The organism is Herbaspirillum sp. Sphag64 (assembly GCF_014192645.1).
Taxonomy (GTDB): domain Bacteria; phylum Pseudomonadota; class Gammaproteobacteria; order Burkholderiales; family Burkholderiaceae_D; genus Herbaspirillum.
Window position 1 is genome coordinate 452,122 of sequence record NZ_JACHYE010000001.1, and the last position, 11,967, is coordinate 464,088.

At 55.1% G+C, this 11,967-nt stretch carries 9 protein-coding genes and 1 tRNA gene; 4 read left to right on the forward strand and 6 right to left on the reverse strand.

Annotation, left to right across the window (positions count from 1 at the left end; translation table 11 throughout):
* Nucleotides 1-21: 21 nt before the first annotated feature.
* Nucleotides 22-996, forward strand: coding sequence for a diguanylate cyclase (locus FHW66_RS02055; RefSeq protein WP_255458819.1), 975 nt, complete (start codon nt 22-24; stop codon nt 994-996).
* On the opposite strand, the gene FHW66_RS02060 is transcribed toward FHW66_RS02055, so the two are convergent.
* Together FHW66_RS02060 and FHW66_RS02065 are read right to left on the reverse strand one after the other, a co-directional pair.
* On the reverse strand, nt 983-4,819 hold the full coding sequence (locus tag FHW66_RS02060; protein WP_183378037.1) for a PAS domain S-box protein: 3,837 nt from the start codon (nt 4,817-4,819) through the stop codon (nt 983-985). The two genes, FHW66_RS02055 and FHW66_RS02060, sit on opposite strands and share 14 nt — an antisense overlap.
* A gap of 148 nt (nt 4,820-4,967) precedes the next feature.
* Nucleotides 4,968-6,269, reverse strand: coding sequence for an amidohydrolase family protein (locus tag FHW66_RS02065; RefSeq protein WP_183378038.1), 1,302 nt, complete (start codon nt 6,267-6,269; stop codon nt 4,968-4,970).
* 264 nt (nt 6,270-6,533) lie between these two features.
* Between FHW66_RS02065 and phnX the strand changes: the two genes are divergently transcribed.
* Nucleotides 6,534-7,361, forward strand: coding sequence for a phosphonoacetaldehyde hydrolase (gene phnX / locus FHW66_RS02070; protein ID WP_183378039.1), 828 nt, complete (start codon nt 6,534-6,536; stop codon nt 7,359-7,361).
* Nucleotides 7,362-7,378: 17 nt separating this feature from the next.
* Here the strand turns inward: phnX and FHW66_RS02075 are convergent, their stop codons facing one another.
* Nucleotides 7,379-8,371, reverse strand: a complete 993-nt coding sequence (locus tag FHW66_RS02075; RefSeq protein ID WP_183378040.1) for a bile acid:sodium symporter family protein — start codon at nt 8,369-8,371, stop codon at nt 7,379-7,381.
* Nucleotides 8,372-8,706: 335 nt separating this feature from the next.
* Between FHW66_RS02075 and FHW66_RS02080 the strand changes: the two genes are divergently transcribed.
* Together FHW66_RS02080 and FHW66_RS02085 are read left to right on the forward strand one after the other, a co-directional pair.
* A complete protein-coding gene (locus FHW66_RS02080) occupies nt 8,707-9,276 on the forward strand; it encodes a phosphonate degradation HD-domain oxygenase (RefSeq protein WP_183378041.1) in 570 nt (189 codons plus the stop codon).
* 133 nt (nt 9,277-9,409) lie between these two features.
* Nucleotides 9,410-11,008, forward strand: coding sequence for a methyl-accepting chemotaxis protein (locus FHW66_RS02085; protein WP_183378042.1), 1,599 nt, complete (start codon nt 9,410-9,412; stop codon nt 11,006-11,008).
* A gap of 23 nt (nt 11,009-11,031) precedes the next feature.
* On the opposite strand, the gene FHW66_RS02090 is transcribed toward FHW66_RS02085, so the two are convergent.
* From FHW66_RS02090 to FHW66_RS02100, 3 genes are all read right to left on the reverse strand, one after another.
* Nucleotides 11,032-11,262 carry a hypothetical protein gene (locus FHW66_RS02090; protein WP_183378043.1) on the reverse strand — a complete coding sequence of 77 codons (231 nt, stop codon included), beginning with the start codon at nt 11,260-11,262 and terminating at the stop codon, nt 11,032-11,034.
* Nucleotides 11,263-11,375: 113 nt separating this feature from the next.
* A tRNA-Arg gene (locus FHW66_RS02095) sits at nt 11,376-11,452 on the reverse strand.
* Between the two features lie 94 nt (nt 11,453-11,546).
* Nucleotides 11,547-11,954, reverse strand: a complete 408-nt coding sequence (locus FHW66_RS02100; RefSeq protein ID WP_183378044.1) for an SPI-1 type III secretion system chaperone SpaK — start codon at nt 11,952-11,954, stop codon at nt 11,547-11,549.
* Nucleotides 11,955-11,967 lie beyond the last annotated feature (13 nt).

Sequence of the window (11,967 nt, forward strand, 5' to 3'; positions counted from 1 at the left end):
CGGGAGATAACATTGGACAGCATGCAAAATCACACGATTCTTCCTCACACTGCCCCGATGCATGTTGCACTGACACAGAGCGTGCAGGAAAAGCCTGTACTGCTGGTGGTCGACGATCAGGCCAGTAACATTCAGGAGCTTTATGAGATCTTCAAGGATGATTACGAGGTCTGCATGGCTACCACAGGGGCCGATGCGATTGCCTTCTGTGAGCGCCAGAAGCCGGATCTGATTTTGCTCGATATTGTGATGCCGGAGATGGATGGTTATGCGGTATGCCAGCAACTCAAGAATAACCCGCTCACCAAAGCAGTTCCCCTGATTTTTGTTACTGCCAGGAATGATCCTGAAGAAGAAGCGCGCGGCTTTGACGAAGGTGCGGTCGATTTCATCCGCAAGCCGTTTCATAGCCATGTGGTCAGAGCGCGGATCCGCACGCATCTGACTATGAAAAAGCAATCTGATTTTCTGCGCTCACTGTCACTGACCGATGGTCTCACGGGAGTAGCGAACCGACGTCAGTTCGACATTGCCGTTAAGGCTGAATGGCGGCGCTGCATGCGGGTGGAACGACCGCTGGGCCTGATCATGATTGATGTCGATTTCTTCAAGAGCTACAACGACTTCTACGGACATCAGGCCGGTGATAACTGTCTGCATGCGATTGCTACTGCAATCAAGACCAATTGCAACCGCTCACACGATGTCATTGCGCGCTATGGTGGCGAGGAATTTGTCTGCATCTTGCCGGATACGCCACTCGAGGGTGCCCGTCAAAAGGCGCAACAACTGGAAAAGCTCGTGCGCGAACTCGGTATTGCACACGAAAAATCTTCAATTGCCAGAGTGGTGACTGTCAGTCTTGGCGTTGCGGTAGCCATTCCCCACAAGGACGATAGTGTGGATGATCTGATTGCCTGTGCTGACCGCCAACTATTTCTGGCCAAACGTTCCGGCCGTGGCAAGGTGGAATCCACCCAGATCAGACATACCTAGTGTCGGCGGAAATTCTTTCCAGCAATTGCTGGCACTGAATCAGTGCCTCTGGAAAATCCAGCTCTGTCATCGCTGCCTCAAGCGCCGCCAATTTTTCGGCCTGGACGGTATCCACCTCCGCAAACCATTGCTCAAAACTGATCACGGCATCCAGATCACCCTCTCGCAGATAAGCCTGTAAATCCATCAAATGATGCTTCAGGTTGTTATCCATCACCGCCGGCAAAGACTCTTCAATCGGCACCTCCTGCATCTCGTGTGCCATGCTCTGTGCCGTCTGACGCGCCACCGTGATCGCTTCTTGAATCAGTGCGTCTACAGATTCCAGTTCTTGCCAATGGCTAGACTGCGCCGGCGGCGTCTGCTTCAGGATCAGTTCCAGCCGTTTGGCAGTCGCTGCCAGACGGCTGGCACCCGCGATTGCGGCGATACCACGCAGTTCATGCAGACTGGCAGCAATCCTCAGTGGCTGTCCTTCTATGATTTCCTGTTGCAGGCGCTGCGCCAACGGCTCCGCTTCTGCCACGAAACCTTCAAGGGTGATGGCATAAAGCGCGGTATTGCCCTCCAGTCGTGCCAGCGCAGTGTCACGATCGAACACTGGCTCACAGCCGACGGCCGACGTCTCGGTTGCCGGTGCAACATGACCGGTACTGTCAGAGCGACCGCAATGGTACAGAATCACATCGACCAGTTGCGCCAGATCGAAGGGCTTGCCGACATGATCCTGCATACCAGCGGCGATCACCTTGTCGCGATCTGAACTCATTGCGTTAGCTGTGATCGCAATGATCGGCAACCTGTCAAGACCAAGGGTCGTTCGAATCTCTGCCGTGGCCGCATAGCCATCCATGTCAGGCATCTGGATATCCATCAAGATGGCATCAAACTTGTCGGGTGCGGCAGCAATAGCCTGCACAGCGGCCAGCCCACCATCAGCAACGTCGACCTCAGCATCAACCGAACGCAATAGCTCACAGGCGACCTGTTGGTTGATCGTGTTGTCATCCACAACCAGCAGGTGCAAACCTGTCAGCCGACGCGTGCCTGCCAACGCAATGTCAGACGACGCCAATTTGACTGTTTCTGGAGGAGACTCGAGCGCCGCTGGAACCGGCACATTGTCTGGCATGACGCGCGGAAACCTCACTGCAAAACCAAACGTGCTCCCCTGCCCCTGCACACTCTCGACATGCAGACTGCCATCCATCAACTGTACCAGGCGCTGACTGATGCTCAATCCCAGCCCCGAACCACCATAACGTCGTGCCGTGGATGCCTCGGCCTGAGAAAAACCTTCAAAAATACGTTTGCACTGTTCCTCGGAAATGCCGATACCGGTATCGCTGACGGCAAAGTTCAACGTGACCGTCTGCTCGTCCTGCTCCAGCAGGCTGAGCGTCAGGGTAACTTCGCCGTGGCTGGTGAACTTGATGGCATTGCCAACGAGATTGATCAGGATCTGCTGCAAGCGTAGTGCATCACCGATGAGTTGATCTGGCACGGCCGCGTCCTTCCTCACGGCGAGCACCACATCCTTGTTTCCAATGCCGGCCGATAGCAGCGCCTCCATGTCTGCCAACAGGTTATCCATGCTGAACGGATGGGGATCAAGCACCAGCTTGCCCGCCTCCACCCTGGAGAAGTCGAGAATATCGTTGATGATACTCAGCAGCGTGCGCGCCGCCTTTTCGGCCTTGCTGGCATAATCTGCCTGTCCAGCATTGAGCTGGCTCTGTTGCAGCAATTGCAGCATGCCGAGAATGGCATTCATGGGGGTACGTATTTCATGGCTCATATTGGCCAGGAATTCCGACTTGGCACGACTGGCGCTTTCGGCTTCCTCAGTGCGTATTTGCAATTGTTGATTCAATTGCTGTAATGCAATCTGCTCTTGCTTGCGTTCAGACAGATCGGCTGCCAGCCCGACGAAACTGAAAATGTGTCCGTCCTCATCGCGTAACGCAGTCACTGAGAGCAACACTGGAAAACGCTGTCCGTTCTTATGGATATAAATCCACTCATGCTCGTTAGGCAAACCACGTAAATTCTTGATGATGAATACGTTAAAGCCCGGTGCAACAAATTCGCCAAGTTCAGCCGAGAATTCCGCGGCACGTGCGGCTACCTCTTCCGGATCGTGGAAAATTGCTGGCGAAATCTGATTGACAACTTCGTCGGCGCGATAGCCCAGCATGCGTTCGGCAGCAGGATTGAACAGCGTAATCACACCATGTGCGTCGGCGGCAATGATGGCGTAGCCGGCGTTATCAAGAATCGCTTGCTGCAGTTGGGACAAGCCACGCAACTGCGCGGTCCGTTCGGCAACCTGGCGCTCCAGCGACTCATTCAAGCTCTGGATCCTGGTCTCGAATGTTCTTTGCTCGGAAATATCGCGCAAGTTGGTCGCTGCGCCGGAAATGACACCATCGGCAGCGTAAATCGGGGAGACGATAACGGAAACATCAAGCAGTCGTCCATGCTTGTGACAACGCACAGCCCGACGCTCCAATACCATCTCCCCTTGGGCGATACGTGTCAGCACCTCGACTTCCTGATCACGACTTGCTTCTGGCATGATCAACGCGGCCAGCGGCTTACCGATTGCCTCCGCTGCCGCGTAACCAAACATTTGTTCGGCCGCAGGATTCCAGCTGGTCACAATACCTGTGAGCGTCTTGCCAATGATGGCATCACGCGAACTCTCCACGATGGCCGCCAGTTCAGCCTGCTTTGCTGTCACGCGTAAATGCTCACGCCGATAAAAATAGGCGATCCCCCCCACAACGACACTGACCCCGAGCATGATCAGCAATGCATCGAAGCCTTCGTTGAAAGCCTGATGCGCAATCACACTGTCCGGTATAGCGATGATGATCGTGATGTAGCGTCCGGGCTCATTCTCATCCAGAACGACTCTACGCAAGACCGCATGCAACACGCCCTCGGTGGAAGAAAAATCTCGCAGGCCCTGAGGCAACCCAGGACTATCCGGCAGGGGATCATGCTCGTCCTGCCAGCGTCTTACCAGCTCAACGCCGGATGCCTGATTGCCCTCCGGTTCAAGCAAATAATCTCCCTGGCTGTTGATCAGGTAAATCTTGAATCCGGGCTCGCTCCCCTTGCGTAACTCGGCCAGCACGCCACGCAAGTCAAGACTGACCTCAACCATACCAGTCAATTCTCCGCTCTCAGAAAATACCGGCATTCCCGCCAAAAGAGCCGGAATCTGGCCCTGTTCGCCATTGACTCCAGACGCACCATTGAGATGTTCGAGATGGATCGACGATATCGCGACCGTATCAGCATGGAGATTTGCCATCAGCGCAAAATCCTCGCGATTACCCTGCTCCAGCAGTTGTGTCGCCGGTGCTGACCACACTTCGTCGTGACGACGCTCAATACGCACCAGTTCACGACCGTCATCAAGCACTGAAAGAAAGCGGATAGTCATCAGATGGGGATTCTCGGCTGCAAATTTCGCAAAAGTATTTTGCAAACGGGCCTGCCAGAGCGCAATCGGGATACCACCTTCCTTATCGATTCCCTGATTACGCATTGCACGGACCAGTCCACTCACCGTTTGAAGGCGGGAGAGAAAGCGCGCATCGCTGCTGAGCGATGCAACCTGTTCTTCGAGACTCTGCGCACGTTGAGCGACCGCACTCATCATTGCTTGGGCGGCTGAATGCATCTGCTCATCACGTTCCTGGTGTGTCGCCACGAAAAAGACGACGACAGCCGTGCCGATGAACATCAGCGCGGTTGCATACAGGGCACGCATCATGCGCCGCTGTCTGAAGCTGGCAGTTACGAAAGGCACGCCACATGCTCCTTGTAAAAAATCTGCTCTGAAGTGTTTTGTCCGGTTTGCCACCGTAACTGTTTGCAATGTATAGAAACTACCAGGTCCGAGTGTAGCAAGCAGTCTGCATTTTGTTCCTGATCAGGCATCGGCATGGCGGCTTTCTTTAGCCGATGTTGTCTGCAGCGCACACTGATCGGAAACTGACCTCATCGGGGCGTCCGGGCAAGCGTAATCGACTGCGTACCGGCGCCGATTCGCTGATGATTTTTCCACGCCGGATGACCAGACGGCGTGCCGCCCGCAAGCGGATTGCCTCGACCGCATCAGCTGCATCCAGGACAATCAGATCTGCGTAGCAACCGACCGCCAGGCCATAGCCTTGCAGTCCCAGAATACGCGCCGGACTGGTGGTGACAGCAGCAAAGCAGTCACGCATGGCTTGCTGACTGGTCATCTGCGCCACATGCAAGCCCATGTGAGCGACCTCCAGCATATCGGCCGAACCGAGGCTGTACCAGGGATCCATCACGCAATCATGACCGAAGGCAACATCAATGCCTGCTGCCATCATCTCCGGCACACGGGTCATGCCACGCCGCTTGGGATAGCTGTCGTGACGTCCCTGCAGGGTGATGTTGATCAATGGATTGGCAATCGCGGCTACACCGGCTTCACGGATCAGTGGCAGCAGTTTGCTGACATAGTAGTTATCCATGGAGTGCATGGAGGTCAGATGGGAGCCTGCCACCCGCCCTTGCATGCCAAGTCGTTGCGTGTGATAGGCCAGCGTTTCGATGTGGCGCGACAGGGGATCATCGGACTCATCACAGTGCATGTCCACCTGCAAGCCTCGCTGGGCGGCGAATTCACACAACAGGCGTACTGATTCGGCACCGTCGGCCATGGTGCGCTCAAAATGGGGAATACCGCCGACCACATCGACGCCCATGGCAATCGCCCGCTGCAGGTTGGCAAATGCATTGGGACTGCGCAGCAAACCGTCCTGGGGGAACGCTACCAGCTGGAGATCGAGATAAGGCGCGACCTGCTGACGTACATGCAACAGGGCCTCGACGGCTAACAGGCGATCATCGCAAATATCGACATGGGAACGAATCGCCAGCAAGCCACGCGCCACTGCCCAGTCACAATATTGCAAGGCACGCTCAACCAGTGCCTCCTGCGTCAGCAGGGGCTTGAGCTCGCCCCACAAGGTAATCCCCTCCAGCAAGGTACCGCTGGCATTGACGCGCGGCATACCATGACTGAGCGTGGCATCCATGTGGAAATGCGCGTCGACAAACGGTGGCGTCACCAGATCACCACCAACGTCGATATGCTGCGCCGCCAGCAAGCCGCTGCCCTGCAATGCGGTGCCAATGGCGGCGATTTTCCCCTCCTTGATGGCAATGTCGATACCTTGCTGCCCGTCCGGCAAGCTGGCGTTACAGATGAGCAGATCCATTGCTTGTTTCCCCTTGTGCGCGCGGCCGCGATCGGTCGCCATTCTGGATTGATCGCCAGTATTGACTCACTGGCATCAACCTTACCCTAGCAAACGAACTGCCAGCAAAGGCTGATGACACAAAAAAGGCAATCTATAGGTTTTATCAATATTAAAAATTAAAAATTACAAAGAAATAAATGGCAAGAGTGTCATATTGGAAGCTTATTCTTGCGTCCCAGCAGCATTGCCCAACCCATTTCATGATTTGCAAAAGGAAAACCCATGTCCCGCTCCCCTACCGCACCCCAGGCCTTGCAAGCCGTGATTTTCGATTGGGCCGGTACCTTGCTCGATTTTGGTTCACTGGCGCCGACCCAGATCTTTGTGGAGGCCTTTGCGAGTTTTGGCATGAGCATCTCGCTGCCACAGGCGCGGGGCCCAATGGGCTTGTCGAAATGGCAGCATATCCGCACCCTGCTGAATGATCCACAGATTGCACACGACTGGCAGATTCATCATGGGCAGTTACCTAGCGATGCTGATGTTGATGCCATCTATGCACGCTTCATGCCAATGCAGATCGCCAAGGTTGGCGAATACTCACAGGTGATTGAGGGGGCGCCAGAAACACTGGCAGCACTACGCCAACAAGGCCTGAAAATCGGTTCTTGTACGGGCTATCCACGTCAGGTTCTGGAGATTTTGCTGCCCTTGGCAGCGGCTGCGGGCATTGCGCCAGATCACGTGGTGGCTGGCGATGATCTGGCTGCCGGTGGCCGGCCAGGGCCCTACATGGCGCTGGCCAATGTATTGGCGCTGGAGATCAGTGACGTGGCAGCCTGCGTCAAGGTCGACGACACCGTTCCTGGTGTCGAAGAAGGATTGCACGCAGGTATGTGGAGCGTGGGTGTAATGCTCTCTGGCAATGAAGTTGGCTGTACCAGCGCGGAACTGGCAGCGTTGCCACCAGCAGAGCTGGCGCTGCGCAAAGCGCAGGCTCAGGCCCGTTTGCTGGCAGCAGGTGCGCACTACGTCATTGATACCGTCAACGATTTACCGGCGGTACTTGAGCAGATCAGGCTGCGCCTGAAAAACGGCGAACGGCCCTGATCTTTAAGGGGCGGTATTCAATCGTGCTCGGGCAACGCATCGGTGGTTTGCGGGCGGCGACCATAGCGCTGCGCCAGTACCGCGCAGACCATCAGCTGGATCTGATGGAACAGCATCAGCGGCAACAGCACCGTACCGACGGTCTGACTGGCAAACAAGACCTTGGCCATCGGGACACCACTGGCCAGACTTTTTTTGGAGCCACAGAAAACAATCGTGATTTCATCTTCCTTGCTGAAACCCATGCGACGGCTGCCATAGGTGGTCAACAGCATGATGATGGTCAGCAAGGTGGCGCTGATGACGATCAGGCCCAGCAACATCTGCGGTGGCACCTGATGCCACAGCCCCTGATTGACAGCCTCACTGAAGGCGACGTACACCACCAGCAATACCGAGCTTTGATCCACCCAGCGCAGCCAGGACTTGTTACGCGCCAGCCAGGCACCCAGCCAGGGCTGGACAATCTGTCCGGCAACAAATGGCAACAGGAGCTGATAGATGATTTTGAGGATGGAGTCGAGCGAAGAGTGCTGGGCGTTATGCGCCACAATGAGCACGCTGACCATCACCGGCGTGAGGAAAATTCCCACCAGATTCGAAGCCGATGCGCTGCAGATTGCCGCTGGCACATTGCCACGTGCAACCGAGGTAAAGGCAATCGAGGATTGCACCGTCGACGGCAGGACACACAGAAACAGAATGCCGAGATACAAGTCTGGCGTGATCAGCAGCAGCAAGGCTGGCTTGAGTAGCAGCCCCAGCAGCGGAAAGACCATAAAAGTACAGAGCAGTACCGTCAAATGCAGCCGCCAGTGGGCAACACCAGCTACCACTGCCTGTCGTGAAAGTTTGGCGCCGTGCATGAAAAACAGCAAGCCGATCATAAACACCGTGAGCCAGTCGAAACCAACGGCAACCTTGCCAGTACAGGGAAGGAAGCTGGCGGTAATGACCACCGTGAGCAACATCAGGGTGAGATTGTCGGGCAAGAAGCGGGGACGCGTCATGGCGGTAGGTGGACTGAGCAAGAAAAGATGACATGAATCGGGAGATGGCAAATCACCGCAGGAGGGATCACCACATTAGCCCGCTATTTTACGATACTCCAGCCGGTCAACAGTGCCATCCAAGACCACGAAGAAAAAACCCGCACCTTGCGGAGCGGGTTCAAATCTAATTCAAGGGGGTTGAATTAGAGGGGGAGTTCCAAGATAAACCTAGGCATCGATGAGTCCAATTATCCTTACAAAGTGTTACGCATCTGTGACAACCCGACAACGACACCGGCTCGGCCATGCCGTGTTTGCATCGATTGTTAGGCCCTACCTGAGAAAGACATGAAATGACACTGCAATTGTCCGATATCAACACCTTGTTTACACAACGCGGCCACCATCAATACAGTGGTGAACCAGTCACTCAACTGGAGCACGCGCTGCAGACGGCGCTACTGGCCGAACAGGCGCAGGCTTCACCGGCGCTGATCGCAGCCGCCCTGCTGCATGATTTGGGACATCTGCTGGAAGAGCAGGACGGTTCGCCGACCTGCGCCGGGATCGATGACCTGCATCAATATCGCATTCTTCCTTTCCTGCGCGCTTTGTTTGGTGAGCCTGTACTGGCGCCGATTCGCTTGCATGTCGATGCCAAGCGCTACCTGTGTTCTGTCGATCCGGCCTACTTTGCAAGTCTGTCGGCCGACTCGGTGCGCAGCCTGGCCTTACAGGGTGGCATCTTCAGTTCGGAAGAAGCCCAACAATTCATTTCCAAACCCTATGCAAGCGATGCCGTGCAGCTGCGCCGCTGGGACGATCTCGCCAAGACCGCCAATCTGCAAACACCAGATTACGACCATTTTTCGCACTACCTGACCGCCGCTCAATTGCCGCAAGACAAGATGTCAAAAAATTAATATCACATCTGTTTTTGATATTGCTTCTGGCTTATTTTTCATTATTCCGCATCCCTCCCGGGTGCTAGCATCCTCGCTCATCCATGACCACTGCGGCCTCGAAGTCGCAGGTTGACAACAGAACGAGAGACGCATGAACAAGAGGAAATCCAGCCGACGCGGCAACTGGAACGTCGGCCGACGCTTTGCAGCGGGCTTTGGCATTGTGCTGGTCCTGATGCTGATGGTCACGGCAATGGGCATCTGGCGACTGCAGACTGTCGCTGAAGCAACCAACGCCATGATGCGCCTGCCGCTGGCCAAGGAAAGACTGATCAGCGACTGGTATTCCAATATTGCCACCTCGATTACCCGCACTACAGCGATTGCGCGCAGTACCGATCTGAGTCTGGCCGGGTATTTCGAGAGCGCTATCAAGAACTCCAGCCAGCAGGCATTGACGCTCCAAAACAAGGTCAGGCTGCTACTCGATACCAGCGAAGAGCAAACGCTCTATCTCGCTATCGACAACAGCCGTAAAGCCTATCTGGCGGCTGGTACCAATATTCTGGCGCTACGTGCCGAAGGCAAACTGTTTCAAGCCAAGAATGCATTTGAGAGCAGCTACCTGCCCAGTGCCGCAGCCTATCAGAATGCCATCGACAAACTGCTGCGCCTGCAACGACAGCATATTGACAGCGTAGCCGCCGGGATCGACGCCACCTACCGCTCCAGCCGCCTGATTCTGCTAGGACTCAGTGCACTGGCGCTGGTATGCGGCATTGCTGCAGCGACCCTGCTCACCCGGCGACTGTTACGCCAGCTCGGTGGCGAACCCGACTATGCGGTGCAGGTTGCAGACCGCATTGCCGCTGGCGATCTGACAGAGGCAATCCCCCTCCAGCACGCCGATACACATAGCCTGATGCATGCCATGAAACGCATGCAGACCAATCTGGCGCGCTCGGTGGAACATATCAAGTTGTCGGCAGAAACCATCGGCACGGCCTCCCATGAAATTTCGGCAGGTAATCTGAATCTGTCATCACGTACCGAGCGTCAGGCGGGTTCCTTGCAGGAAACGGCCTCCGTAATGCAGCAACTGACAGCGACGGTGCACAAAAATGCTGCCAGTGCGCAGCAAGCCAACCAGTTGGCGCGCAGCGCGTCTGAAGTCGCGATTGCCGGCGGCAATGCGGTCAATCAGATGGTCGGCACCATGGCCACCATCAATGCCTCTTCAGAGAAGATTGTGGATATTATTTCGGTCATCAACGGAATTGCGTTCCAGACCAATATCCTGGCACTCAACGCTGCCGTGGAAGCAGCCCGTGCCGGTGAGCAAGGGCGTGGATTTGCCGTCGTCGCCAGTGAAGTGCGCGCGTTAGCACAACGTTCGGCGAGTGCTGCCAAGGAAATCAAGGGACTGATCGATGATTCGGTTGGCAAGATCGTTTCCGGCCGGACGCTGGTCGAACAGGCCGGCACCACCATTGGAGAGGTGGTCGATAGCATCAAAACGCTCAGCGAATTTGTGGCCCAGATCAATCACGCCAGCCAGGAACAGAGTGCCGGTATAGCCCAGGTCAATCACGCCATCATGCAAATGGATGACGTGACACAGCACAATGCAGCATTGGTTGAGCAAGCTGCGGCGGCAGCGCAGTCATTACTGGATCAGGCTGGTTCGCTGGTGCAGGTAGTCAATACTTTCAAGTTGACAGACCAGCATAGCCTGGTACTGGTGCAGTGAACTGAACCAGCGTTAAGCCGAAATTAAACCGGATTCTGGTCGATCCACTCGGCCGAGAAGTCAAGGACGTAGGCAATTGCTTCATCTTCGCTGGCAAATTCAGTGGTGGGCAAGCCACGTGCATAGCGCTCCCCGCCACTGCCATCGTAACCGGCATGGATAGTAAAACAGGCCGCGTACTGACCGTTCGCCTGCAGGCTGATTTTGGGAAAAATGGCGCATCCCTTATAGGGAAATCGGAGTGCTGTGTTCATGAAACCTACTGTTCGTGCTGAGAAGAACTGCTTACAGAGTCGATACTGACAATAAAACAACCAGGACCGCAGAATAGAAAAAAGGGCCCATCTTGCGATGGACCCTTTATATCTGGTGCGGCTGGCAGGAATCGAACCCACGACCCCTTGGTTCGTAGCCAAGTACTCTATCCAGCTGAGCTACAGCCGCGAAGAGGCCGAATTATATAGTAGTTTTTAAATAGTGCAAACTTTTTTTAAAAAATAATTTCGTACCTTGGCGCGCTCTGTGATTGCCGCAGCACTCATCGCATCAAGACCTCACGAAAGTGCCTGATTTTTCTGTAAAAGCCATTGATGACCTCGGAAAACTGCGCACCATCGCCCAGATAGTCGGGATGCACGATGAGCTGCAACTCCAGCCCATCGCTACCCTGCATCAACCTGATCTGGCCACCACGCGCAAAATAACAATCCTGCATCAGCATAGGTAGAATTTCTGTCGCATGGAAATTGAGTGCGTTTTGTTGGATGTCACCTAGTGGGGACCAGAGCCATATATCATGCTCGGCGCAGGAAATATTGATGCTGGGTGCGTCCACAAAATCGAGCGTAATCGTCGAATGCTGATCAATCCCGTTGAGTAACTGCGGATCGCTCCCATGCTCGACCAAGGCACTGCGGATCAAGCCGAGAATATCAATTACTGACATATTCTCCCATTGG